The 22,844-nt window shown below is 51.7% G+C and carries 30 protein-coding genes and 1 pseudogene; 15 read left to right on the top strand and 16 right to left on the bottom strand.

Annotated features, from left to right (window positions below):
• Positions 1-15 precede the first annotated feature (15 nt).
• Entirely contained in the window at positions 16-1,137 is a 1,122-nt protein-coding gene (rnd, locus tag QOT07_RS14340) for a ribonuclease D (protein WP_099064399.1), read from the top strand.
• Between the two features lie 237 nt (positions 1,138-1,374).
• On the opposite strand, the gene minE is transcribed toward rnd, so the two are convergent.
• From minE to minC, 3 genes are read right to left on the bottom strand one after another with little or no spacing between them, the layout of a single operon-like run.
• Positions 1,375-1,644, bottom strand: coding sequence for a cell division topological specificity factor MinE (gene minE, locus QOT07_RS14335; protein ID WP_012145482.1), 270 nt, complete (start codon positions 1,642-1,644; stop codon positions 1,375-1,377).
• Between the two features lie 3 nt (positions 1,645-1,647).
• Positions 1,648-2,460 carry a septum site-determining protein MinD gene (minD, locus tag QOT07_RS14330; RefSeq protein WP_012145481.1) on the bottom strand — a complete coding sequence of 271 codons (813 nt, stop codon included), beginning with the start codon at positions 2,458-2,460 and terminating at the stop codon, positions 1,648-1,650.
• A 25-nt stretch (positions 2,461-2,485) separates the two neighbouring features.
• Complete coding sequence (gene minC / locus QOT07_RS14325; protein ID WP_099064257.1) at positions 2,486-3,187, bottom strand: septum site-determining protein MinC; 702 nt, start codon at positions 3,185-3,187, stop codon at positions 2,486-2,488.
• A gap of 136 nt (positions 3,188-3,323) precedes the next feature.
• Between minC and QOT07_RS14320 the strand changes: the two genes are divergently transcribed.
• The 3 genes from QOT07_RS14320 to QOT07_RS14310 all read left to right on the top strand — a co-directional run bounded on the left by QOT07_RS14320 (position 3,324) and on the right by QOT07_RS14310 (position 5,440).
• Positions 3,324-3,596, top strand: coding sequence for a YcgL domain-containing protein (locus QOT07_RS14320; RefSeq protein WP_099064256.1), 273 nt, complete (start codon positions 3,324-3,326; stop codon positions 3,594-3,596).
• Between the two features lie 126 nt (positions 3,597-3,722).
• Positions 3,723-4,700 (top strand): lytic murein transglycosylase, encoded by a 978-nt coding sequence (locus tag QOT07_RS14315; protein WP_369804764.1) that lies wholly within the window; start codon positions 3,723-3,725, stop codon positions 4,698-4,700.
• Between the two features lie 83 nt (positions 4,701-4,783).
• Positions 4,784-5,440, top strand: a complete 657-nt coding sequence (locus QOT07_RS14310) for a fumarylacetoacetate hydrolase family protein (RefSeq protein WP_012145477.1) — start codon at positions 4,784-4,786, stop codon at positions 5,438-5,440.
• A gap of 73 nt (positions 5,441-5,513) precedes the next feature.
• On the opposite strand, the gene QOT07_RS14305 is transcribed toward QOT07_RS14310, so the two are convergent.
• On the bottom strand, positions 5,514-5,762 hold the full coding sequence (locus tag QOT07_RS14305; protein ID WP_012145476.1) for a CsbD family protein: 249 nt from the start codon (positions 5,760-5,762) through the stop codon (positions 5,514-5,516).
• A 409-nt stretch (positions 5,763-6,171) separates the two neighbouring features.
• Here QOT07_RS14305 and ycgN point away from each other — a divergent pair, with 409 nt between their 5' ends.
• Entirely contained in the window at positions 6,172-6,618 is a 447-nt protein-coding gene (ycgN, locus tag QOT07_RS14300; protein ID WP_012145475.1) for a cysteine cluster protein YcgN, read from the top strand.
• 506 nt (positions 6,619-7,124) lie between these two features.
• Here ycgN and dsbB read toward each other — a convergent pair.
• The gene (gene dsbB / locus QOT07_RS14295; RefSeq protein ID WP_085117123.1) at positions 7,125-7,655 is read right to left on the bottom strand and encodes a disulfide bond formation protein DsbB; all 531 of its coding nucleotides are present in this window, start codon (positions 7,653-7,655) and stop codon (positions 7,125-7,127) included.
• Between the two features lie 124 nt (positions 7,656-7,779).
• Entirely contained in the window at positions 7,780-9,351 is a 1,572-nt protein-coding gene (nhaB, locus tag QOT07_RS14290) for a sodium/proton antiporter NhaB (protein ID WP_283603391.1), read from the bottom strand.
• Between the two features lie 242 nt (positions 9,352-9,593).
• Here nhaB and fadR point away from each other — a divergent pair, with 242 nt between their 5' ends.
• Entirely contained in the window at positions 9,594-10,313 is a 720-nt protein-coding gene (fadR, locus tag QOT07_RS14285; RefSeq protein WP_099064253.1) for a fatty acid metabolism transcriptional regulator FadR, read from the top strand.
• Positions 10,314-10,373: 60 nt separating this feature from the next.
• On the opposite strand, the gene QOT07_RS14280 is transcribed toward fadR, so the two are convergent.
• From QOT07_RS14280 to QOT07_RS14235, 10 genes are all read right to left on the bottom strand, one after another.
• Positions 10,374-11,909, bottom strand: a complete 1,536-nt coding sequence (locus QOT07_RS14280; protein ID WP_099064252.1) for a SpoVR family protein — start codon at positions 11,907-11,909, stop codon at positions 10,374-10,376.
• Positions 11,910-12,046: 137 nt separating this feature from the next.
• Positions 12,047-13,102 (bottom strand): tyrosine-type recombinase/integrase, encoded by a 1,056-nt coding sequence (locus tag QOT07_RS14275; protein WP_013813304.1) that lies wholly within the window; start codon positions 13,100-13,102, stop codon positions 12,047-12,049.
• Entirely contained in the window at positions 13,044-13,310 is a 267-nt protein-coding gene (locus tag QOT07_RS14270) for an excisionase (protein WP_283603390.1), read from the bottom strand. Before QOT07_RS14270 ends, QOT07_RS14275 begins: the two co-directional genes overlap by 59 nt.
• Positions 13,276-13,476 (bottom strand): hypothetical protein, encoded by a 201-nt coding sequence (locus tag QOT07_RS14265; RefSeq protein ID WP_283603389.1) that lies wholly within the window; start codon positions 13,474-13,476, stop codon positions 13,276-13,278. The genes QOT07_RS14270 and QOT07_RS14265 overlap by 35 nt, the downstream gene beginning before the upstream one ends.
• A gap of 49 nt (positions 13,477-13,525) precedes the next feature.
• Positions 13,526-13,702, bottom strand: a complete 177-nt coding sequence (locus QOT07_RS14260) for a hypothetical protein (RefSeq protein ID WP_283603388.1) — start codon at positions 13,700-13,702, stop codon at positions 13,526-13,528.
• A 41-nt stretch (positions 13,703-13,743) separates the two neighbouring features.
• Entirely contained in the window at positions 13,744-14,244 is a 501-nt protein-coding gene (locus QOT07_RS14255) for a siphovirus Gp157 family protein (RefSeq protein ID WP_198642479.1), read from the bottom strand.
• A complete protein-coding gene (locus tag QOT07_RS14250; protein WP_283603387.1) occupies positions 14,241-16,364 on the bottom strand; it encodes a hypothetical protein in 2,124 nt (707 codons plus the stop codon). Before QOT07_RS14250 ends, QOT07_RS14255 begins: the two co-directional genes overlap by 4 nt.
• Positions 16,365-16,414: 50 nt before the next feature.
• Complete coding sequence (locus tag QOT07_RS14245) at positions 16,415-16,693, bottom strand: hypothetical protein (protein WP_283603386.1); 279 nt, start codon at positions 16,691-16,693, stop codon at positions 16,415-16,417.
• A gap of 10 nt (positions 16,694-16,703) precedes the next feature.
• Positions 16,704-17,018, bottom strand: coding sequence for a hypothetical protein (locus QOT07_RS14240; protein WP_283603385.1), 315 nt, complete (start codon positions 17,016-17,018; stop codon positions 16,704-16,706).
• A 477-nt stretch (positions 17,019-17,495) separates the two neighbouring features.
• Positions 17,496-17,951 (bottom strand): helix-turn-helix domain-containing protein, encoded by a 456-nt coding sequence (locus QOT07_RS14235; protein ID WP_283603384.1) that lies wholly within the window; start codon positions 17,949-17,951, stop codon positions 17,496-17,498.
• A gap of 107 nt (positions 17,952-18,058) precedes the next feature.
• Here QOT07_RS14235 and QOT07_RS14230 point away from each other — a divergent pair, with 107 nt between their 5' ends.
• From QOT07_RS14230 to QOT07_RS14190, 9 genes and pseudogenes are all read left to right on the top strand, one after another.
• A complete protein-coding gene (locus tag QOT07_RS14230) occupies positions 18,059-18,292 on the top strand; it encodes a transcriptional regulator (RefSeq protein WP_149573071.1) in 234 nt (77 codons plus the stop codon).
• Between the two features lie 61 nt (positions 18,293-18,353).
• Positions 18,354-18,806 carry a toxin YdaT family protein gene (locus QOT07_RS14225; RefSeq protein ID WP_283603383.1) on the top strand — a complete coding sequence of 151 codons (453 nt, stop codon included), beginning with the start codon at positions 18,354-18,356 and terminating at the stop codon, positions 18,804-18,806.
• Positions 18,807-18,832: 26 nt separating this feature from the next.
• Complete coding sequence (locus QOT07_RS14220; RefSeq protein ID WP_283603382.1) at positions 18,833-19,051, top strand: hypothetical protein; 219 nt, start codon at positions 18,833-18,835, stop codon at positions 19,049-19,051.
• A gap of 2 nt (positions 19,052-19,053) precedes the next feature.
• Positions 19,054-19,122 (top strand): annotated as a pseudogene (locus QOT07_RS14215) (helix-turn-helix domain-containing protein); the annotation flags it as partial.
• Between the two features lie 5 nt (positions 19,123-19,127).
• A complete protein-coding gene (locus QOT07_RS14210; protein WP_430523278.1) occupies positions 19,128-19,880 on the top strand; it encodes a Gp138 family membrane-puncturing spike protein in 753 nt (250 codons plus the stop codon).
• A complete protein-coding gene (locus QOT07_RS14205; protein WP_283603381.1) occupies positions 19,880-20,233 on the top strand; it encodes a contractile injection system sheath initiator in 354 nt (117 codons plus the stop codon). Before QOT07_RS14210 ends, QOT07_RS14205 begins: the two co-directional genes overlap by 1 nt.
• Positions 20,230-21,423, top strand: coding sequence for a baseplate J/gp47 family protein (locus tag QOT07_RS14200; RefSeq protein WP_283604363.1), 1,194 nt, complete (start codon positions 20,230-20,232; stop codon positions 21,421-21,423). Before QOT07_RS14205 ends, QOT07_RS14200 begins: the two co-directional genes overlap by 4 nt.
• The gene (locus QOT07_RS14195) at positions 21,420-22,091 is read left to right on the top strand and encodes a DUF2612 domain-containing protein (protein WP_283603380.1); all 672 of its coding nucleotides are present in this window, start codon (positions 21,420-21,422) and stop codon (positions 22,089-22,091) included. Before QOT07_RS14200 ends, QOT07_RS14195 begins: the two co-directional genes overlap by 4 nt.
• Entirely contained in the window at positions 22,084-22,737 is a 654-nt protein-coding gene (locus QOT07_RS14190) for a tail fiber protein (RefSeq protein ID WP_283603379.1), read from the top strand. The genes QOT07_RS14195 and QOT07_RS14190 overlap by 8 nt, the downstream gene beginning before the upstream one ends.
• Positions 22,738-22,844 lie beyond the last annotated feature (107 nt).

The raw sequence follows: 22,844 nt of genomic DNA, 5'->3' as shown, positions 1-22,844 counted from the left end.
CAAGAGAATGACGTTTTGAACTATCAGTTGATCACTACCGATGCCGGATTGCAGCAGGTCTGCGAGCAGGCGAAAAAGCATGCCCAGATTGCGCTGGACACCGAATTTGTCAGAACGCGCACTTACTATCCGCAGTTAGGCCTGATTCAGTTATACGACGGTGAACAACTCTCCCTGATTGACCCCTTGCCAATCAAGCAGTGGCAACCGTTTATTGAGTTGCTGAGCAACACACAGATAGTGAAGTTCCTGCACGCCGGCAGTGAGGATCTGGAAGTGTTCCTCAATGCCTTCAAAACCCTGCCGACGCCACTGGTCGATACCCAAATCCTGGCGGCCTTTACCGGTCGACCTATGTCCTGTGGCTTTGCCACCCTGGTCGCGGAGTATATGCAGGTGGAGCTGGATAAAAGCGAAGCCCGTACCGACTGGTTGGCGCGTCCATTAACGGAAAAACAGTGTGTCTACGCCGCTGCCGACGTGTTCTATCTGCTGCCAATGGCCAAACGGCTGGTGCAGGAGACGGAAGAGGCCGGTTGGACCGCGGCCGCCAGCAATGAATGCCTGCTGTTGTGCCAACGCCGTAGCGAGACGCTGGCGCCGGAATTGGCCTACCGTGAAATCACCAACGCCTGGCAACTGCGTCCGCGCCAGTTGGGCTGCTTGCAGAAGCTGGCGGAATGGCGACTGCGCCAGGCGCGTGAGCGTGACCTGGCGGTGAACTTTGTGGTGCGTGAAGAGAATCTCTGGCAGGTAGCGCGTCATATGCCGACCTCGCTGGGAGAGTTGGACTCGCTGGGGTTGAGCGGCCCGGAAATCCGTTATCACGGCAAAACGTTGGTGGCGCTGGTGGCAGAAGCCAGTGAGCTGGATGAATCGGCATTGCCGGAGCCGTTACCGAACCTGATCGACCAGCCGGGTTATAAGAAAGTGTTCAAGGAAATCAAAGCGGCGATCGTCATTGTCAGCGAGCAAAGCGGCTTAAGCAGCGAATTGCTGGCCTCGCGTCGGCAGATTAATCAGTTGCTGAATTGGCATTGGAAATTGAAAGCGGGCGATAACTTGCCAGAATTAGTCAGCGGTTGGCGCGGTGATTTATTAGCGACGCCGCTTCAGGATATTTTGAAGGATTATTAATCGGGTTGCGAGAAAGTCGGGGCAGGGTAAGGAAACACTGCTCTGAATATTGATTAAAAATAATTTAAGTAAACACACTTACCGCCAGCATTTACTTTAAACAACCGTGACGCAAGATTAATTGAGATTATTCCCAAAGGGTAAAAATGATTAGTGGGTCTTTTTTATCTCAATAACTGGTTATGCATACAGTTACCCCCTGTAGAAAATATACAGGGGGTAATTAATGCGTCACGCTCATTTAGTTACTTCTTCCGATTCCGGTAATGTCACGTTGAGTTCAAGTACCGAAATATCATCCCCTTTCTGCTCAAACTGCACGTGCAGCATTTCAGGGTCGATTTGAATGTATTTGCAAATTACCGCCAGAATATCACGTTTCAAATCAGGCAGATACGGGGGTTCACTGTCCCCCCGACGACGCTCCGCGACGATAATCTGCAGCCGTTCCTTGGCTATATTGGCTGTCTGCTTTTTGCGGGACAGAAAGAAGTCTAGTAATGCCATGGTTTATCCCCCAAAAAGGCGTTTCAGGAAACCCTTCTTCTCTTCTTCAATGAAGCGGAAGGGGCGTTCTTCCCCTAACAAGCGGCTAACGGTATCGTCATAGGCCTTGCCGGCATCGGATTCAGCATCAAGGATCACGGGTTCACCCTGGTTGGAGGCCCGCAGCACGGACTGGTCTTCCGGGATAACGCCGACCAGTGGAATGCGCAGAATTTCCAGCACGTCTTCCATACTCAGCATGTCGCCACGGCTAACGCGACCCGGGTTATAGCGAGTCAGCAGCAGGTGTTCCTTGATCGCCGATTCGCCTCGCTCAGCACGACGGGATTTGGACGACAAAATGCCCAGGATACGGTCAGAGTCACGTACTGAGGAGACTTCCGGGTTGGTGGTGATGATGGCTTCATCAGCGAAGTACAGGGCCATCAGCGCGCCGGTTTCGATACCTGCGGGAGAGTCACAGACCACAAAGTCAAAATTCATCTCACCCAAATCGTTGAGGATCTTTTCAACGCCTTCGCGGGTCAGCGCATCTTTATCGCGCGTTTGCGAAGCAGGCAAGATAAACAGGTTATCGGTACGCTTGTCTTTGATTAACGCCTGATTCAGCGTGGCATCACCCTGAATAACGTTAACGAAATCGTAAACAACCCGGCGTTCACAGCCCATGATCAGGTCAAGATTACGCAGACCGATATCGAAATCGATTACTACGGTTTTCTTACCTTTTTGGGCTAAGCCGGTAGCGATGGCCGCGCTTGAAGTGGTCTTGCCAACGCCCCCTTTACCCGATGTAACAACAATAATGCGTGCCATGAAATGGATTCCTTGTCAAAAGGGCTTAATTTAAAGGTTGTATGGTTAAAGCGTTATCCAACAGGCTGAGTCGTACTGCCTGCCCGACATAGTCGGACGGGATTTGGTCGCTCAACCAGTACTGCCCTGCGATAGAGACTAGCTCAGCACCCAGGTGCGTGCAAAAAATCTGGCACTGCGTATCACCTGAAGCACCGGCCAGCGCACGACCGCGCATCATGCCGTAAACGTGAATATTGCCATCGGCAATTAATTCGGCGCCGGCGCTGACACTGCTGGTCACTATCAGATCGCTGTTGCGGGCATAAATTTGTTGGCCGGAACGGACAGGGGCACTAATGATGCGCGTCTTGGCGGGGGCGTTGGGATCCACCACCGGGGCTGGCGCGGGCGCCGCTTCCGGGGCGGCCATCTTTTGGCCTTTACCTTCGTTCAGCAACGGTAACCCGGCACGGGCTATCGCGCGTTTTTGCCGCTCATCTCTGCAACCGCTGATACCCACAACGCGCAGCCCTGCTGCCGCGACAGCCTGTTGAAGTTCTTTCCAGTTTGCATCGCCGTTCAGCGTTGCAACGTTGATAACAACAGGGGCGTTTTTCAAAAAAGCGGGCGCTTGCTCGACTTTTTCCAGTAACGCCTGACGTATTACCTCGGGTTCCGAATTATACAAATGAACAACCGATAGGGTAAAACTGCTGCCTTTTAGCTCAATTGGCGATTGTGACATCTATCCTGACTCAGTCTCAGCAACTTTAAATCCCCGGAATACCAATCGGGGTGCGATATTCCGAAGTACTATAAGCATGTTATAGTCAGAGTTATATCCAGGCAAGACGCTGCCCCAATTAAATAGAGTTAAAAACATGCTTTGTGTGATCTATAGAAGCCCTAAACGCGATCAAACTTATCTTTATGTCGAAAAAAAAGACGATTTCTCCCGAGTGCCGGAAGATCTGATGAAAAGTTTCGGTTTGCCACAATTGGCGATGGTGCTTTCTCTTGAAGGAAGGGAAAAATTAGCCTCGGCAGATATTGAGAAAGTGAAAGAGGCCCTGAAGGACGAAGGGTTTTATCTGCAGGTACCACCGCCGTTGGAAAATTTATTAAACCAGCACCTGTCTGACGACAAAAAATAACCGTCGTTGGCGTGCAGGGGCTACGCTGGATCAGTAACCCCAAACCGACAAAGGAGCTGCGTGATGAGAGGATCAGCGAAGACAACGACAGTGGTTCTGCTGATGCTGAGTGCCGGTCCGCAGGTGATGGCGCAGACTGTTTCACCGGGTGCCACTGCTGCGCCGGTGCAGAGTACGTTGGCTGAAACCGGCCGCGATCCCGCGCAGTTCCCGGCCTATGTTGAGCAACTGAAACGTCAGGCGTTGGCGCAGGGTATTAGCCCGGCTATCGTCGACAGTGCTTTTGCCAACGTGCATTTTGTTGATCGGGTGATCAAGGCGGACCGCAATCAGCCGGAAAAGAAAATCACGCTGGATGATTACCTTAAACGCGTATTGCCAGCGGCCAAGATCGCGCAGGGCCGTTCCCTCTATCGACAATATCAGCCGCAGTTGACGCGTATTACTGCTCGCTACGGTGTTCCAGGACGCTATGTGGTAGCGCTGTGGGGGATGGAAAGCGCCTTCGGCAAGATCCAGGGCCGCGAAGATGTCATATCTGCGCTTGCTACCCTGGCGTTTGAAGGGCGTCGTGAGGCTTTTTTCAGTCAACAATTGATGGCAGCGCTGCGTATCCTCGAACAAGGGCATGTCAGCCGCGAACAGCTAAAAGGCTCCTGGGCCGGGGCAATGGGCCAGTGCCAGTTTATGCCGACGTCGTTCCTGAGCTACGCGGCGGATGGTGACGGTGATGGCCGTATTGATATCTGGAATAACGTTGACGATGTGTTTGCCTCCGCAGCCCATTATCTGTCGAGTGAAGGCTGGCAACCGGGGGTTGGCTGGGGCAGGGAAGTTAAACTGCCCGCCGGTTTCAGCAGCGAGAGTCTGGGACTGAAAGATCGCCAGGCGCACAGCGTCAATGAATGGCAAAAGCGTGGCATACGTCGTGCGGATGGTTCAGCCTTACCGCATTCTACCCTGCGCAGTTGGGTTATTACGCCGGATGATATGCAGGGGCGTGCGTTCATGGTTTATGACAATTTTCGCACTATCATGCACTGGAATCGCTCTTACTATTTTGCCATCGCTGTGGGTATGATGGCTGACGGTATCGGGCAATAAAATAGGGTCACGGTACCTCCACCAATGCGTGGGATAACGGGCTTAGCATGCTAAGCCCCTACATGATTGTAGGGAGAAGCGGTATGTATCAACATAGAGACTGGCAGGGTTCATTACTTGATTTTCCGGTGAATAAGGTGGTCTGCGTCGGCAGTAACTACGCCGACCATATTAAGGAAATGGGCAGTGCAACCTCGGCAGAGCCGGTCGTATTTATCAAGCCTGAAACGGCGCTGTGCGATATCCGTCAGCCGGTGGCGATCCCAAAAGAGTTCGGGTCGGTTCATCATGAAGTGGAACTGGCGGTGCTGATCGGCACGCCGTTAAAACAAGCGAATGAAGATCGCGTGGCGCGTGCCATCGCCGGATACGGTGTTGCGCTTGATCTGACGCTGCGTGAACTGCAGGCGGGCTTTAAGAAGGCGGGGCAGCCTTGGGAGAAAGCCAAGGGTTTCGACGGATCCTGCCCAATATCCGGTTTTATTCCAGTGGCAGAGTTTGGCGATCCGCAAAATGCCGAGCTGTCCCTGACGGTAAATGACCAGGTACGTCAGCAGGGCAATACTCGCGATATGATCACTCCGATCCTGCCGTTGATCAGCTATATGAGCCGTTTCTTCACGCTGCGTGCAGGCGACATTATTCTTACCGGGACCCCACAAGGTGTTGGCCCGATGAGTTCCGGCGACATGCTGAAAATTACCCTCAATGGTAAATCGTTAACCACCCGCGTGATTTAAAGCCTGGGTTTGACGCATAAAAAAAGGCCCGCAGGGGCCTTTTGTCTTTTTCGGTAGTCATCGGGTAATAGGCTTATTTACGGCCCAACAAGAAACCGAAAACGATCCCGACCGCTGCCGCGATAGCCACGCCGGCAAGCGGGTTGGATTCAACCTGGGTCCGCACCGTATCAGCCGCATCGCGAGCTGCATAGCTGGCCTGAGAGGCATACTTGCGGGCTGCGCCTTTAACCTGGTGATCCGGCGAGTCCGTTGCTTTACCAAAGGCTTCCTCAACGGCGCCGGCAGCTTCATTAACCTTGTCTTCTGCTTTTCCAAACATACTTGGCTCCTTATCTCGGTTCTAAAGGCGAACATTAAACATAGCAGGATTATGCCGCGCCTGGCGGCAAATCGTGCGTTATAAGATGAATCTTACCGGTGAATTGAAGTATCGGTTGGCGATAATCTGGGGATAAAACGAAAAGGTGATAGACCTGTGATTTGTACGTATAATTAAGCGATAAACGCGTTATTTCTCCCCGCAAGAAGCAAAGCACAAGCGGTGGATAGTCACGGCGCGGAATGTTGAATGATGTTGTTTTAAATAGCATTTTTTTTAAGCGATTGTTTTGTTATCACTATGATTATATTGTGTTTTCAGTCTTTCCATTTGGCTGGGATATCTATATAGTGCACCCTCAAAACCTGTACGCAGGTTATCTATTCATTTACCTATACCGGACGCGAACATGTCACAAACCCCTTTTTGGCAACAAAAAACGCTGGCTGAAATGTCAGAACAAGAGTGGGAATCGCTGTGCGACGGTTGTGGGCAATGCTGTCTGAATAAGCTGATCGACGAAGATACCGACGAGATTTATTTCACCAACGTAGCCTGTGACCAGCTGAATATTAAATCGTGCCAGTGCCGCAACTATGAACGTCGCTTTGAGTTGGAAGAAGATTGTATCAAGTTGACGCGCGAGAACCTCACGACGTTTGACTGGTTGCCCCCGACCTGTGCATATCGCCTGATTGGCGAAGGCAAACCCCTGTTCTCCTGGCACCCATTGGTTAGTGGCTCCAAGGCGGCGATGCACGGTGAACGTATTACTGTGCGCCACATTGCGGTACGCGAAAGCGAAGTGGTGGACTGGCAGGATCACATAATGAACAAACCAAGCTGGGCGAGATAAAGAAAAAAGCCCCTGCAAAGAAGAGGGGCAAGACACACAACAACACCAGGGAAATCGTTACTATTAACTTGCGGATACTATAAGGATTTTTTGGCATAACTTCATCAAAATATTGATGCAATAATGCATCACTATGATGAGTTTTTTTGTATGAAGCGAGTGAGGAGGAAATGAGTCGTTCCACTGTATTACGATTTACGGTCGATAAAGTGAGGTTGTACTCCTGCGAATAAGGCTTTTTACCCCTCCAACTTAATGTTATGTAAATTACGCACCAAATCCCATCCGAATGCTTCTTTTTATACAGAAGGTTAGGTAGTTTGACCGCTCTCACGCTAAGTTCCGAGAGTACAATAATGAAAATGATACGTCTGTTTGCCGTGGCTGGGGCGCTGATAGTGCTCGTTTATTACCTTACACACACTTAATGTCGCTATATCTCTGCATAGTATCCGCAATTCAATAAAAAACGGCGCCCTGAGGCGCCGTTTTTTATTCGCTCAGACTTAACGACCAAACAGGTCGCGGCGGCGCGGTCGGACAAATTGTGCGATCAACACGATGATGGCGAACATCAAATAAGCCGTGAAGATACCCACCAACCACTGCGGCATTTCCAGCGTCAGGAATTCCCATTGGCGCACGGAACAGTCACCGGATGCGTGGAACACCGCCGGCAGCCATTTATCCAGCGGCAGCCAGGACGGGAAGCTGACGAAGAAATCGCAGGTATTGAATGGCGAAGGATGCAGTTGGATCATGGTGTGTTTCCATGCCAGCTGCAGGCCTTCCCAGGCGCTGTAAATCCACAGCAGAATCGCGACATAGCGCAGTGGCGTTTTCGGCGCGATGGCACCGAGCAACGAGGCGCCCAGAATGCCAAACAGCGCGCAGCGTTCATAAATGCACATTACACAGGGTTGCAGCAGCATTACGTGCTGAAAGTAGAGAGCAACTAATTCCAGCACCAGCGCAGTCAGGGCCATCAACAGCCAAGCACCGCGCCCCTGCGAGCAGCGGTTAAAGAATTGCAACATATATTTATTCTTCCATGCAGTAAGCAATTGAACTGGCAGTGTAAACCAATTCAACTCTGCTGCCAGCTACCTGAGCCTGATTCAGCACAAAAATAGTCGCTGGCAGCGGGGCGGGTTAACCGGGTTAATGTGCAACGGCTTCAATCGCTGGTAGTGTCAGCCAATGCCACTCCGTTAACAGGTTAGTCATCGGTGCCAGAGTAAACTGTACGCACAGCAGACCGACCAGCGTTAATACCACAGTATAGGGTAAAGCCATCCACACCATTCGCCCGTAAGACAAACGCACCAGCGGTGCCAGCGCGGAGGTCAGCAGGAACAAGAAGGCTGCCTGACCATTCGGGGTAGCAACTGACGGCAGATTGGTCCCGGTGTTAATGGCGACCGCCAGCATTTCGAACTGCTTCAGGGAGATTGCACCGTTTTCAAATGCGGCACGTGCCTCATTGATATAGACCGTGCCGACAAACACGTTGTCAGATACCGAAGACAGCAGGCCGTTAAACAGATAAAACAGCGCCAGTTGTGAAGAGGGTTCTGCCTGCAGAACAAACCGGATAATCGGCGTGAACAGGTGTTGCTCAATAATTACCGCCACCACGGTGAAAAATACCGTCAGCAGGGCAGTAAAGGGCAGCGCTTCCTGGAATGCCTTGCCGATGGCGTGCTCATCGGTTACGCCACACAAAGAAGTGGCCAGGATGATCACCGACAGGCCAATCAGGCCTACTTCCGCCAGATGAAAGGCCAGCGCTACCACTAACCAAATGCCGATCAGCGCCTGAATCACCAATCTGACCTGTTCTTGTTTACTGCGTCCTGCGGTGGCCTGACGGTCAAACTCGGTCAGCACCTCACGGACACGTTCCGGCAGTTTTGCCCCGTAGCCAAAGATACCGAAGCGTTCAAGCAGCAGGCAAACCAACAGGCCGCAGACAAACACCGGCAGGGTAACCGGTGCCATACGCAGGAAGAAGTCGACAAATCCCCAGTCGGCACTTTTGGCGATAATCAGGTTCTGCGGTTCGCCCACCATGGTCATTACGCCGCCCAGTGCGGTACCGACCCCGGCGTGCATCAACAGGCTGCGCAGGAAGGCGCGGAACTGTTCGAGCGTCTGTTTGTGATCGTCACTGACCAGTGTGCTGTCGTCACCGACGTCAGTATTGCCGTCAGAACGGTTTGAAGCCACGTTGTGGTAGATCGAATAAAATCCGGTTGCGACGCTGATCACCACTGCAACCACCGTCAGCGCATCAAGGAAAGCTGACAACAGCGCCGCGGCAAAGCAGAATGCCAAAGAAAGCAGCATTTTTGAGCGAATGTTGAGCAGTAGCTTGGTGAACACGAACAGCAGCAACTGCTTCATAAAGTAGATGCCGGCTACCATAAAGATCAGCAACAGCAGCACTTCCAGATTATGGGCAATTTCTTCGCCCACCCGATCGGGGCTGGTCATGCCAATCAGTACCGACTCAATGGCCAGCAGGCCACCCGGCAGCAGGGGGTAGCATTTCAGCGCCATCGCCAGGGTAAAGATAAATTCGACCACAAACAGCCAACCGGCAATGAACGGATCGACCAGGAAGAAAACCAGTGGATTGATCACCAGGAAAATGAGAATGGCCAGTTTGTACCAGTCAGGTGATTGCCCGAGGAAGTTTTTTACCAAGGCACTGCGTAAGGTTGTTTCCATTATGAATTACACGTCCTGAAAATAAGTTGTCTCATACTAGCCTAACAATGCCGCCGGGGCAGATGCAATACGGGCTTGCTTTACGACGAGAAATTTCTCTATGCGGTGTTTTTGCAGGTTTTTTGCCACTTTATGCACAGTTTCGTTCAATGTTTTTCGCTCACGCTAGGTCATGCAATAGCGATCTGGTATGATCAGCCGACTACTATTACTGATTATCGTCGCTACGGAACGTCAAACACATGGTCATAAAGGCGCAGAGTCCTGCCGGTTTCGCGGAAGAATACATTATCGAGAGTATCTGGAATAATCGCTTCCCTCCTGGCACTATTTTGCCCGCGGAGCGTGAGCTTTCAGAACTGATTGGTGTTACGCGCACCACGTTACGTGAGGTTTTACAACGCCTGGCCCGTGATGGCTGGCTAACCATTCAGCATGGCAAACCGACCAAAGTAAATAATTTCTGGGAAACTTCCGGCCTCAATATCCTTGAGACGGTGGCACGCCTCGATCATCAGAGCGTCCCACAATTGATCGACAACCTGTTGTCGGTTCGTACCAATATTGCGGCGATCTTTATTCGCGCAGCGGTGCGTAACCATCCTGAAGCCGCTCTGGAAGTGTTGGCGAAAGCCACCCAGGTGGAAGATCAGACGGACGCCTTCAACCTGTTGGACTACGAAATTTTCCGTGGTCTGGCGTTTGCCTCCGGCAACCCGATTTACGGTCTGATCTTCAACGGTCTGAAAGGCTTGTATACCCGCGTTGGCCGCTACTACTTCTCAAACCCTGAATCCCGCAAGCTGGCGCTGACTTTCTATAGCAAGCTGTCAACGCTGTGCCATGAGAAGTCGTACGATCAGGTAATGGATTGCGTGCGTAACTACGGTAAAGATAGCGGTGCCATCTGGCAGAGCATGCAAGGCACTATGCCAAGCGATCTGACCGAAGCCCGCCGCTAACACTATCACCCGCATTAAGCAAAAGGGGCGCCAATGGCGCCCCTTTGTTATGGTCTGATCTTACAGCGGTGCCGGTCGCGGTGGGCAACGTTCCAGCAGCTCAACGCTGCCATCTTCGTTCAGTTGCTCCAGAATAATGTCGAAACCCCACAGGCGGTGCAGGTGTTTCATCACTTCACGCCGGCTCTTGTCCAGCGGTGCACGGTCCTGCGGGATATAGCGCAACGTCAACGAGCGATCCCCGCGTAAGTCCACATTCCAGATCTGAATATTCGGCTCATGGTCACTCAGGTTATATTGCGCCGACAGCTCTTCACGGATCGCCCGATAACCGGCTTCATCATGGATCGCTGCAATTTCCAGGTAATTATTGCGATCGTCATCCAGTACGGTGAATAGCCGGAAATCACGCATGATTTTCGGTGACAGGAACTGGCTGATAAAGCTTTCATCCTTGAAGTCGCGCATGGCGAAGTGCAGTGTTTCCAGCCAGTCTTTACCGGCAATATCCGGGAACCAGTAACGATCTTCTTCGGTTGGCGACTGACAGATACGCTTGATGTCCTGGAACATGGCAAAGCCCAGAGCGTACGGATTAATGCCGTTGTAATAAGGGCTGTTATAAGGCGGTTGATACACCACGTTGGTATGGCTGTGCAAAAACTCCAGCATAAAACGTTCGGTTACCCGGCCCTCGTCGTACAGATGATTAAGGATGGTGTAGTGCCAGAATGTGGCCCAGCCTTCGTTCATCACCTGCGTTTGTTTTTGCGGATAAAAATACTGGCTCACTTTGCGCACAATACGCAAAACTTCACGCTGCCAGGGCTCCAGCAGCGGCGCATTCTTTTCCATAAAGTAGAGGATGTTTTCCTGCGGTTCGCTTGGATAGCGGCGCGCCTGTTCTGGTGCTTCTTCACGTTCAACCCGTGGCAGGGTCTTCCACAGCGTGTTCACCTGGCTTTGCAGGTACTCCTCACGGCTTTTCTGGCGGGCTTTTTCTTCGACCAGTGAAATTTTCTGTGGTCGTTTGTAGCGATCTACGCCGTAGTTCATCAACGCATGACAAGAGTCGAGCAGCTTCTCCACTTCTTCAACGCCGTAGCGCTCTTCGCACTGGCTGATGTAGTGGCGGGCGAACAGCAGGTAATCGACGATCGAACTGGCGTCGGTCCAACTGCGGAACAGGTAGTTATTTTTGAAGAAGGAGTTGTGCCCGTAGCAGGCATGCGCCATCACCAAGGCCTGCATGGTGATGGTGTTTTCTTCCATCAGGTAGGCGATGCAGGGATTGGAGTTGATCACGATCTCATAGGCCAGGCCTTGCTGCCCATGTTTATAGCGCTGCTCGGTCTCAATGAATTTTTTACCGAATGACCAGTGGGTGTAGTTAATCGGCATGCCGACGCTGGAATAAGCGTCCATCATCTGCTCTGAGGTAATGACCTCGATCTGATGCGGGTAGGTGTCGAGCCTGTAATGTTTGGCTACGCGATCGATGTGCTCCAGATACACCTGCAGCAACTCGAACGTCCAGTCCGGTCCATCGCTCAGACGTTTATCTTCCTTGACCTTATCATGTGTTGAAGTAGTCATCAGCGCACCCTCGTTATTACGGACCTTGCTCGAACGGCAGACCCTGTATCAATCATAGTTCATGTAATAATAAACCGTTTTAAATCAGTGAAATAAAAACGACAGGTCACAATAAGTCGAAATTCAGTCAAAATCAGTTATACATCAACCCAGTGATTACCGCGATCATCTTGATATTTTGCCGTCATTTCTGCGGACTTATGGCCGAGCAAACGCTGAGCAAAATTCCCCTCTTTCTCTTTCGAGTATAGTCTTGCCGAAAGGCTGCGCAACTCATGAAATGATGGTGGTTGTTCCCAGTCCAGGCCTGAATCTTTGCGAGATTTAGTGAACCCCATCGAGATCGTGCTGGGGGATAGGGCACTGCGCAGGTGGCTGGCCAGCACGTTTTCGCAATCCCCATATGCTGCTTTACAGCACGCCAGAACGTCCTCAAGTTTTAAGTCTGCGGCTTCAAGTTCGAGGCTGACTGGGATCGCCAGCCTTGAGGCTGTTTTTTGTTGAACAACCCACAATTTTCCGTCATGAACATCTGACCATTTCATGCTGCTGATATCGCTGACGCGTTGGCCAGTGATCAATGCCAAGTCCATGCTTAAACCAACCCATGGTGCTTGTTTGTTGGCTGCTTCGCGGATCTTAAAATACTCATCCAACTTAAGGCGTTCGCGTTGCACCTCTGCTTTTGGGTTACGCGTGGCATCTACAGGGTTTGTTTGAATATGCCCGTCGGCGATGGCCTCCTTAAAAATATCTACGAGTGATGCGCGTAATGCTTTAGCTCTCATGTTTTTCCCTTGCTTAACGTATGCGTTGATAAATTCCGCAATATCTTTTGTGGTGATGACGTTGATTTCAACGTTAGCGAAACCGTTGGTTATGGCTCGGATCCTGTTACGGTAGTCTTCGAGGGTTTTTTCTTTTAAACCGCGAGCCGTGATAATTTCATCATAACGAGCCAGCCAATCATGGAACGTCACACACGCCTTTCCGTTGATCCTATCCACCAAACGAGATGCTGAGTCCATCAGTTGCAGGTTGGCTTCAATCGCCTGGTTTATCGCGTCGCGCTTTATCCGGCCTAACCCGTACTCTTTTCCCGTTCGTGGGTCGCGGTAGCAGTAATAGCCGCCGTTACGAGCGTACAGGTTTGGTGGCAGGTCTCGCCTTGCGTGGTTTCGGTTCCGGGCCATTGGTAATTCTCGACAGTAACGTGTTGATCGGGGCACGCTGATTCTGCGGGTCAATTTTGACCGCCCGTTCATCAAAAAGGTATTCGCGGCCATCCAGTTCGGGGGCGGGGTATATTTTCCCGGCCCGTATCCATCGGCGCACAGTTTCATGGCTACGCGGACGCGGGAGCCGGTTATTCCACTCCCCCAGGGTCAATTTGTTGGGCATGGTCTTTCCTCGGTTTCATCAGTTGGGCTATAGCGTCGTCGGTCACACGACAAGCCCGGATTATATCGTCATCGCTGAGCGTCTTTTTCCTGACGCTGGCGGATAGCCGGCCGATCTTGATATCGAAATCAGAGAGTAGGCGGGCGCCTGGTTGCCATCGTTGCATTGCTGTTTCCCGTTGTGTGGTTTCCAGCAATGCTAACGATGGCGGGGTATTATTTCCGATTAGGCGGAATTGGTTTTTTAAACGCTTCCTTTTCTCGCGTTAGCCGCACACTCTGCGGAAAGTGAAAAGCCAATTCGCCACGGCTTTCAGCCTCAATGATCCCGGCTGTTCCATCCGGGAATGTCACGTGAATGGCGTCGCCTTTGGCCAGATACATTCTCAGCATGGTGAATCCTCAGTATTAGCCCCGTTGCCGGGGCCGGTTGATTACCGCACCTGCAGCGAACGTTCGCCGATCTCGATGTGTGCACCTTTGACGTCCACACCGTTCTCAATTGCTTCCTTGATAGCCTTTTTGTCCGGTGCCACCAGTGTTTGCACGGTCACCAGTTCATCCGGCAGCAGATCGGCATTGTCGATCACCACACTGGCCACGCCTTTACGCGCAGTGAAAGTGTTGGTTGTGGTTTTTAGCGAGTCCTGCCCACTGGCCAGTAGGCAAGCCAGCACGTATTTTCGGATCGATTTTGCGCGATTTTCGAAGGATCGCTTGCGCTCTGTCAGGCGCTTAACCTCTTCATCAACGGTTTTTGCCAGGCCTTCCAAATTGCGCACGTAAGTGAATGCCCCGTCCAATTTATCTCCCAGCGCGCCCTCAATCCCCTCAAGCGTGTCGGCGATCATCTCCGGCGTTAGGTCATCGGAGGTTTCAATCAGTTCCTGAAACTTGGCGTAATCAGCGGCTAATGCAATGGCGGTAGTACTCATGATGCTTTCTCCTCAGACAGGGCGGCGATACGCTCATCTTTCAGTGCGGTCAGGCGACGCAGGCGGCCAGCCAGATACTGGGCGTGTTCTTTATCACCCTTGGCGTCGGCAGCCTTACGGTATGCTTCAATTTCACGGACGACTGAGGCGTGAACCTTGTTTGCTTCATTGACCGTTACCGCACCTTTGAGGGTTTCCGCAACTTTGGTCATATGCTCGTCCAACTCTTCGCGTAGGCGGGTAACACCCTCGGCTTTTTCGCCAGCGTTTTTGAGTGCGAACTCTGCCTCGTTCTCTTGGCGATAGGCCAGATCGTCGTACAAGCCGAGGAACACATCGGCGGAGAAGCCAAGTTGTGAGAGGGCTTTTTTGGTTGCATCAGTGAGGGATTTCTTCGGTGCTTCACCGTCACTCATTGCACCGTGTTTGCTCTGGTAAATGTACGGTGTGCAGCCATACGCTAACACCTCGCCAGTCTTGCCGTCGTGCTTGTACCAAAGGCGGATTTTTGCCACATGGTTCACTTCACACAGGTACCCGCCAGATCCGTTAGGAATAACTGCTTTGGCAAAATTGCCATCTTCTTGTTTAACGGACTGCATGATCGGAGCGCCGTTATCGAAACGCTCCTCGATGATTTCAACGCCCCAATTAATGCCCTGCGGCCCGAATACCTTTGTGGCCTGCATCACCATGTAGGTACCGTTGATTGAGGTACCGCCACCGTTATTGCTGAAAGCCTTGGTAAATTTGGCATCGGTTTTATAAACGCGGTTCCAAATACCCAGGTTGTCGCGATCTTCTGCTGGCTGTTCAGCAATCGTCTGCTCAACTTGGGCTGCGCGTTGCTGGAAATCGTCGGCCTTTATCCGCTTCGCCAGCTCGGTGGCTTCAACTGCAAGTTCTTCCGCACGCTGGCGCATTTCAGATTTTTGCTCTGGCTCTTCGGCATATACGCCGTACCCCATTTGATCTAGTTGTTGTTTAGCCTGCTGAGCTGCTGCGTCGGTAACCTGTTCCTGCTGAGTTTCGTCGCCGATCAGACCTTCGACTGAGAAGCAGCCGCCGCCAAGGTTTGCGACTTCGACGCTTTTCTCAGTCTGCTGACCATAGTTCGCCAGCTCGGTGCATGCTGGGTGACCGGCAAGACGGCTTTTTACAAAGTGCAGACGCTTTTCGTCGCTGTCACTTTTTACCAACCCGAGATTTTTAAGCCCCTCGGAAATGATTGCGTGGCGTGTGTCGGTATCAACCCCCAGAATACCGACGATAACCCGTAGCGACTTATCCCATGCACGCCATGCATAATCACGTGACGCGATGATCTCTTTTGCATTCTTCACGTCCGTCGCCTTGGCTGTAGCAGGATTAACACCCATGATCGATAAAGCTGTATGCATGCTGAGGGTGTTGTAATCCGGCACGCCCCCGGTATTTTCGGTGCTGGTGCTGGTGCTGGTGCTGGTGCTGGTGCTGGTGCTGGTGCTGGTGCTGGTCAGCTTGACCTTGTCACGCTCATTGGGATTGCTTACCCATGCCTGGGCAAACGTCGCAACATCATTTTGCGTCGGCATTTTATCGCCAGCTTGTTGGAACAGCGCAGACACCAACCTATAAACGGCACTTGGATACATAGCGCCGACCTGCGTTACAGATATAAGTCCATCGATCACAGCACGCATGCCGGTATCGTCGGGGGTTTCTTCATCGTTGATGAAATCGACCGCCATCGACAACTGACTGTTATCGATCTCACCGTCGCCATACATCACCACCGCGGTGATACGGACGTTGGCAGGCTGTGACATTAAATCTACCGGCCCGGCCGGGAGTTCTGGCTCAGGCTCTTTCGGTGCCCACTTGCTGCCGTCGAAAACGTTCTCTGCAGCGAACTGTTCATCGAACTGGCCAACGGCCGGACGTGGGTTGCCTGTTTGATCTTCAACGGTCTTCGGGTTGAAGAAGTTGTCACCACCTTCCGGATAGGCTTCGAACAGCTTCCCTAAGGCGATGCTTTCGGCTGCTCGTTTGCTTGGAGCCTCCAGTGCGATAACCAGCGCCACAGCGCCGTTTACCTGAGCCTTTTTCTTCGGCTCAAAAAGTGAAATATAAATGGTCATTATTGGTCTTTCCTCTGTAAAAATCGGCGCTGGTCAGGCGCCGGGGTGGGTTAAAATATCTCGTTCGCGACGGTTTTCACGTTGTCGCAATACCAGCTGTACAGCTCATTCTGGCGCAGGCGTAGAGTGTCAGGCGTCGCCATCATTATGGCCATCAGCAGGCGGTCGCGGGTGTCGGCGGCAGTGACGTCGATATGGGTGAACACCTCGATCGCCTCGTCGGAGTAACCGTGCGTCGCAGCGGCTTCGAATTGGTCACGTTGTTCGGCTGCGTCATGGCGTTGCCACAGCGCTAGCTCAGCGCTCAGGTTGTGAGTTTCGATATCCATGATCGCGCCCTCAGAATGGGATTTCGTGGGCGTCGATAGGGCAGTGCTCAATGCAGAGCAACTGCTGTGCCTGATCATCGATCTCGGCGATACGCTTATAGGTGGCGTCAGCCAGTCGGGCTTTTTCCACCTGCAGCGCTTCAACCTGCTTGCCGATGATGTCGATCGGTTCTGGCTGGTTAACATCGATATGGATTTGGCGAGTTTCCAGCAGCACGTAACCACGGAAAGACGACATATCAGCGGTAGTGACTGTGAAGCCTTCGCCATTTGGGAAGGTGTTTGCATGGATAAATAGCGTGACGGGTATCTGTAGTGCTTTCATAGCGACTCCTGATATAATCGGAGCTGATCGACAGCTCATTGGGTTGTTGGTCTTTCCTCGATACAGGGTTGGTCCCCTGTATCATTCCCGGTTGCTTTGGTCGGCATCCGGGGTAAAAGAACCCACTTCGGTGGGTTTTTTTACGTCTGGCGGTTGCCGGTCTTTCCCGGCTGTCAGGCTGGTCATGCCGTTGGTCTTTCCTCGATTTGCTCTGTAAAAAATTGCCCCAAGGTTCGGGGCCAAATCTCACACAGCAATGGTCATTCAATTCTTTGCCGCGTATCGCCCGGCTGGCGGAACATTCTGAACAACTGCTGCAGGGTTAGTGCGCTGTTGATATGTTCAATATTACCGCTGCGAATAACAATTGGTCAAGCGTGGCGGTAATATTATTATGCGCAAAGGTAATATGTTGTTGATTTTTGGGGTGATAAAAAATAAAAAACCCGCGTAATGCGGGCTTGAGGGTAGGAGGACTTATTGTTTTCTTGCGGCTAACAGCTCTTTGAATAACTTATCGAAGCCAGATACTTTTTCTTTTAAGTCATTAATATGTCTTGTTTTTTCACTCTCTGGCAATCTCTCGTACAAGCTTATTAGCTCTGCTTGCTCTGGTTTAAGTATTTGCCAGCCTGGCGCTGCAATGTCTTCGCTATGTTCACCCGACTTGCGAACATAATTCATCATCTCTTTGAGTTCTGGTTTTATATCTTCCGGCTTAACTCCAAGAAGGGCTGCAAACTTTAGAATCGCATCGGTACCCAGAGGGTTTTTCCCAGTCAGGTATTGGCTGATTGTTGATTGCGTTTCGAAACCAAGCGCGTCTGCCGCCTTTTCTTGCGTAAGACGTAATGTGACCTTCTTCTCATCCCAAATTTTCCGCAGACGTTCTGCAGTCTCTTGGTCTTTGATATCGAGCGGTTTTTTCTTCATAAAGCCATTTTATTCGCAGAATTAATATCATCCAATCACCGCCACGCTTGATCTTTTAATATTCGTAGCGGTAATATTGATTCATCACATCAACACGAGGAAGGGTGATGGACTTAAAAAGTTATCTCAATGAAACCGGCATCAAGCAGCAAGAGTTTGCTCAGGCTGTTGAAAAATCACAGGGTTATGTAAGCCGAGTTGTTGCTGGTTCTTGCAAGCTTGGTAGTGAAGTAGTGATCAAATGGGCAGCAGCCACAGGTTTCAAAGTTACGCCGCATGAATTGCGGCCTGATCTTTATCCAAATGCTCGCGACGGTCTGCCCGAACAGACTGCAGCTTAACAACCAACCCCACCGAAATCTGATTAAGTGAAATTGGTTTTCGAGCGACAGGAGACGCGAAGTGGAACACATCGAAAAACTGAAAAATGAAATTACGGCCTGGGCGGCTGAGAGTGGTCAGGAACATGTGGCCATCGAGATCAGCCGCGCGTGGTTCCAGATCGGAGCTGACGGCGGCCGCGTGCGGCTTTACCCGATTGAAGATTCTGCCGGTACCGCTGATTGGCGTGCGATTAACACCAACAGGCAGGCGATATTTCGTCATATGCGCAGCGACTCGAAAGCCGCCCGGGCAAAGGTGCAGGAACTGGCCGACGCGATGATCGCGGCCATGCCAGCAGAACGGCGCGCACGATTGGATGGCCCAACGCCGCAGTATCTACTGTCAGTGGCCATTCGAGAATTTGCCGCGGCAATTATCGCAATTTTGCTTGGTGCCTATGACACACCACAACGAATAGCCGGCGCATTAAGCGCCCTGCAGGAAACTCAGCGCCTGACCAGCGCCGCGTAAAAACGCTGTATCGAGGAAAGACCAATATGCAAACCGATCACATCACATATCGGAACGGCTGGCGCCTGAATGGCATGCCTGCTGACGCCGCAGATATCAGACCGATTTTCGAAGATCGCCAGGCCGCTGCACATGCAGTCTGGGAACAATACGAGCAGGGCAAGGCCGCGCTGCGTGATGAAAACTTATCGCCGGAGCAGTACCAGGACGCGTGCCGCCAGCTTGCAGATGGGCTGGGGAGCTAATCATGAGCATGGAATTGATGGTGCGGGCGATGAAAATGAAAGTCGGCAACCCACTGCGTAAATTGGTGTTGTATTCATGCCAGTATCTCTCTCATCTCTAATAGGTGATAAGCCGCAATCTGACCAGGCGCTGATGGACGCTGTCAGCGCAGGAATGCGCGTATCAATCCCCGGTATTATTCAATCTTTCGACTCAGACGCGGTTACCTGTGTCGTTCAACCTGTGGTGAAAGGCTATATACCGACCAGCGATGGTACGGCTAATTCCTCAAATTTACCGCTGCTGGTAGATGTGCCTGTGGTGTTTCCCAGCGCTGGTGGTGTGACTATTACGTTTCCGGTTAATCTTGGTGATGAGTGTGAAATCAGGTTTCATGACCGTTGCATTGATTTTTTCTGGCAAAATGGCGGGGTGCAGGAACCCGTATCCGATCGTATGCACAGCCTGTCTGACGCAACATGTTATGTGGGCAAAATATCCCAGCCAAACAGAATTAAAAATATCAGCACCACTTCAGCACAGTTCCGTAGCGATGACGGTTCAACCTATCTTGAAATCAATCCAACCACCAAAAAAATGAAAATCGTTGCCCCGGGTGGCCTTGAGGTAATTACCCCTCAGGCTGACTTCTCTGAAGCTGTCACCGTCAAGGGATTGCTAACGTGGATGGGTGGCATGGTCGGCAGTATCGCTAGCGGAACCGCAGCCAAGATAACCGGCACTGTCGAGTTTATCGGCAAGGTATTCGCCAATGGTAAACAGATCGATGACAAGCACAAACACGGCGGGGTTCAGCATGGCAACGACGATACTGATGAGGTGAGCTGATGCGATATCGAAAAGAGGGCGACAGCGACGATTACACTTTCGGCCAGGGTGATAACACCTTTCTTACCAACACCCCGGAGGCTGTCGCACAGGCTGTCAAAACACGTTTCGAACTGTGGGCGGGCGAGTGGTTTCTCGATGTGACAGAGGGGACGCCGTACCGCGAGGCCATTCTCGGCAAGCACAAATCAGCCGCCTATAACATGGCGGTTCGCGAGCGGATTCTCGGCACCCAGGGTGTGAGCGAAATACTAACTTTTACCACCGAATATAACCCAGACACGCGACGCGTGATATTCACCGCGACCATCAACACGCTGTACGGCGAAGCGACTGTAACCAGCGAGGCATAATGCTAAATCTCGATACATTAGGGCTTGCGGCCACCGTGACTGCGAGCGGCATCAGCGCGCCTGATTACCAGACGATACTCAACACGCTGACCGGCTATTTTCAGCAGATTTATGGTGATGACGTCTATCTGGATCCGGACAGCAAAGACGGCCAGATGTTGGCTATCTATGCCCTGGGTATTCACGATGCCAATAACATGGCGATCGCCGTCTATAACTCATTCAGTCCGGCAACTGCCCAGGGGCGCGGACTGGCATCAAACGTCAAAATTAATGGCATTGCTGTGACACCTGCGTCACGCTCAATGGCTGATGTGCTCATTATTGGGCAGGTCGGCGTGTCGATAACCAATGGTACCGTTCGTGACAGCAACGGTATCACCTGGTCACTGCCGGCCAGTGTGGTTATCGGTATCGATGGCACGGTGACCGTGACAGCAACCTGCCAGATTGACGGTGCTGTAGTGGCGCCAGCGGGAACTATCACGGAGATCGGCACGCCGACGCGGGGTTGGCAGTCGGTAACCAACCTGGCAGCGGCCACCGCAGGGCGCAAAGTGGAAACCGATGCGGAGTTGCGTCAGCGGCAGGCTAAATCTGTGGCTATTCCGTCCCTGACCGTGCTCGATGGCATCATGGGCGCTGTTGCGACGCTGGGCGGCGTTGAGCGGTATCGGGGGTATGAGAACGACACCAGCGTAGAAGATGCCAATGGGTTGCCTCCGCATAGCATTTCGCTGGTGGTCGCCGGTGGAGATGCTGCGGCAATCGCGAAAACTATCGCGACGAAGAAAACCCCCGGCGGTGGCACTTACGGCACAACTTCGATCGACGTTACCGACAAATACGGCATCGTTCATCCGATCCATTTCTACCGTCCTACGAGCGTTAACATTTTTGCCCGTGTAGAAATTAAGGCACTGCAGGGCTACACCTCCGGCGTAGGTGAGGAAATCAAAACGGCCGTAGCAGCCTACATCAATGAAATCGAGATTGGCGATCCGGTATATCTCACTCGCTTGTACTTGCCTGCCAACCTGAACGGTGTGGCCGACAGTGCAACGTTTGATATCACGGACCTGCAGATCGGCATTTCAGCGGGTAGCCTGGCGCCGACAAACCTCATTATCGATTTTAACGCCGTGGCCGCCTGTGCGCCGGAAAACATCGAAGTGGTGGTGATCCCATGAGTGAAACGAAATACCAAAAACTCATCACGTCCTATCACAAGCACAAACCCAAATATTACGACCATATCTCCCTCATCACCCAGCCGCTGATCGACGTGCAGAACGCCACAACAAAACTGATAGGTGATTTCGACTTGGACACGGCCATCGGTGTGCAACTGGACGCTGTCGGGCTGTGGGTGGGAATAGGGCGGAAGATAGCCACGCCGATCACCGGAGTTTACTTCTCTCTGGATGATGCCGAGCTGGGCTTTGATGCTGGTGTATGGCGGGGTCGGTACGATGCTGGTGGTTTTACTGAATTAGACGACGACACCTATCGAACCATCATTCGCGCGAAAATTGCGGCCAACCACTGGGACGGCACTACTGAGACGCTTAGCGATGTCTATCAGATAATTTTTCCAGACGGAAAAACCAAGATTTTCGCCGTCGATAATTTTGATATGACGATGTCGGTTTATATCACCGGTGACCGTATAACGCCGGTTATGAAAGCTGTGATCGAACTAGGTTATTTGGACATTAAACCGTCCACCGTCCGCATCAAGAATTACACCATCACCACCGAATCGGGGCCGCTGTTCGGCTTCGATATCGATAACGAATTTATCTCCGGCTTTGATAAGGGCGCCTGGGGAACACTATTAGGAACATCAAATGGCTAAGAACGAATTTTTACCTTTCGGTACCGCAGCAAATGCCAACGTTGTACCTAATGCTGACTATCAGGCATTGCCGGCGCGCACGGCGGGCTTTTCTTCTGGCGTTGCCAAGTCTGAGCAGCTGAACACTGTGTGGCGCCAAGGTTCTACGATGGCCGCTGTTCTTGGACAGTTTATTGCAGATAAAACAGGACGGGATGTTCTTGATGATGGGGACCTGACAACTCTGCAGGAAAATTTGCAAGAAGCGTTGATGAATATTATGCCTGTCGGCATTCCCCAGCCGTGGCCTACTTCAACACCGCCAACTGGATGGCTGATATGTAATGGTTCTACGTTTGATAAAGTAAAATACCCTCGACTTGCCCTCGCATACCCAACAGGGTTATTACCAGATTTACGCGGAGAATTTATCAGAGGATGGGACGGTGGGAGAAGTGTGGATCCCGGTCGAGTGGTATTATCAAGTCAGTCAGATGAATTTAAGGCGCACACGCACGACTATATCGTGGTTCCTGATAACAGTAGTGCGGGTGTAAATATATTTGGTCGAGGAGGCAACTCAGGTACTTATAATGTTTCATCTACCGGAGGTGGTGAAACTCGACCCCGTAATATTGCATTTAACTACATCGTGAGGGCGGCTTAATTCTAATTTTTCGCACTTCTTTAATTCACTAAATTATGTAGGCTACACCATGAATCCTGATTGGATGTTTTCTTGTTTTTAAAAACGGTAAAGATTAATCGATGGGG

It is taken from the genome of Serratia proteamaculans, from assembly GCF_949794035.1.
Lineage (GTDB): Bacteria > Pseudomonadota > Gammaproteobacteria > Enterobacterales > Enterobacteriaceae > Serratia > Serratia proteamaculans.
Note: the sequence above shows the minus strand (reverse complement) of the source record. Positions and strands in the feature narration are given on the sequence as shown.

Bases quoted from the DNA above. Each gene is read 5' to 3' on its own strand.
- minE (WP_012145482.1), bottom strand. From the start codon at position 1,644: ATGGCATTACTAGACTTCTTTCTGTCCCGCAAAAAGCAGACAGCCAAT.
- minD (WP_012145481.1), bottom strand. From the start codon at position 2,460: ATGGCACGCATTATTGTTGTTACATCGGGTAAAGGGGGCGTTGGCAAG.
- minC (WP_099064257.1), bottom strand. From the start codon at position 3,187: ATGTCACAATCGCCAATTGAGCTAAAAGGCAGCAGTTTTACCCTATCG.
- QOT07_RS14320 (WP_099064256.1), top strand. From the start codon at position 3,324: ATGCTTTGTGTGATCTATAGAAGCCCTAAACGCGATCAAACTTATCTT.
- QOT07_RS14315 (WP_369804764.1), top strand. From the start codon at position 3,723: ATGGCGCAGACTGTTTCACCGGGTGCCACTGCTGCGCCGGTGCAGAGT.
- QOT07_RS14310 (WP_012145477.1), top strand. From the start codon at position 4,784: ATGTATCAACATAGAGACTGGCAGGGTTCATTACTTGATTTTCCGGTG.
- QOT07_RS14305 (WP_012145476.1), bottom strand. From the start codon at position 5,762: ATGTTTGGAAAAGCAGAAGACAAGGTTAATGAAGCTGCCGGCGCCGTT.
- ycgN (WP_012145475.1), top strand. From the start codon at position 6,172: ATGTCACAAACCCCTTTTTGGCAACAAAAAACGCTGGCTGAAATGTCA.
- dsbB (WP_085117123.1), bottom strand. From the start codon at position 7,655: ATGTTGCAATTCTTTAACCGCTGCTCGCAGGGGCGCGGTGCTTGGCTG.
- nhaB (WP_283603391.1), bottom strand. From the start codon at position 9,351: ATGGAAACAACCTTACGCAGTGCCTTGGTAAAAAACTTCCTCGGGCAA.
- fadR (WP_099064253.1), top strand. From the start codon at position 9,594: ATGGTCATAAAGGCGCAGAGTCCTGCCGGTTTCGCGGAAGAATACATT.
- QOT07_RS14280 (WP_099064252.1), bottom strand. From the start codon at position 11,909: ATGACTACTTCAACACATGATAAGGTCAAGGAAGATAAACGTCTGAGC.
- QOT07_RS14275 (WP_013813304.1), bottom strand. From the start codon at position 13,102: ATGGCCCGGAACCGAAACCACGCAAGGCGAGACCTGCCACCAAACCTG.
- QOT07_RS14270 (WP_283603390.1), bottom strand. From the start codon at position 13,310: ATGCCCAACAAATTGACCCTGGGGGAGTGGAATAACCGGCTCCCGCGT.
- QOT07_RS14265 (WP_283603389.1), bottom strand. From the start codon at position 13,476: ATGCAACGATGGCAACCAGGCGCCCGCCTACTCTCTGATTTCGATATC.
- QOT07_RS14260 (WP_283603388.1), bottom strand. From the start codon at position 13,702: ATGCTGAGAATGTATCTGGCCAAAGGCGACGCCATTCACGTGACATTC.
- QOT07_RS14255 (WP_198642479.1), bottom strand. From the start codon at position 14,244: ATGAGTACTACCGCCATTGCATTAGCCGCTGATTACGCCAAGTTTCAG.
- QOT07_RS14250 (WP_283603387.1), bottom strand. From the start codon at position 16,364: ATGACCATTTATATTTCACTTTTTGAGCCGAAGAAAAAGGCTCAGGTA.
- QOT07_RS14245 (WP_283603386.1), bottom strand. From the start codon at position 16,693: ATGGATATCGAAACTCACAACCTGAGCGCTGAGCTAGCGCTGTGGCAA.
- QOT07_RS14240 (WP_283603385.1), bottom strand. From the start codon at position 17,018: ATGAAAGCACTACAGATACCCGTCACGCTATTTATCCATGCAAACACC.
- QOT07_RS14235 (WP_283603384.1), bottom strand. From the start codon at position 17,951: ATGAAGAAAAAACCGCTCGATATCAAAGACCAAGAGACTGCAGAACGT.
- QOT07_RS14230 (WP_149573071.1), top strand. From the start codon at position 18,059: ATGGACTTAAAAAGTTATCTCAATGAAACCGGCATCAAGCAGCAAGAG.
- QOT07_RS14220 (WP_283603382.1), top strand. From the start codon at position 18,833: ATGCAAACCGATCACATCACATATCGGAACGGCTGGCGCCTGAATGGC.
- QOT07_RS14210 (WP_430523278.1), top strand. From the start codon at position 19,128: ATGCCAGTATCTCTCTCATCTCTAATAGGTGATAAGCCGCAATCTGAC.
- QOT07_RS14205 (WP_283603381.1), top strand. From the start codon at position 19,880: ATGCGATATCGAAAAGAGGGCGACAGCGACGATTACACTTTCGGCCAG.
- QOT07_RS14195 (WP_283603380.1), top strand. From the start codon at position 21,420: ATGAGTGAAACGAAATACCAAAAACTCATCACGTCCTATCACAAGCAC.
- QOT07_RS14190 (WP_283603379.1), top strand. From the start codon at position 22,084: ATGGCTAAGAACGAATTTTTACCTTTCGGTACCGCAGCAAATGCCAAC.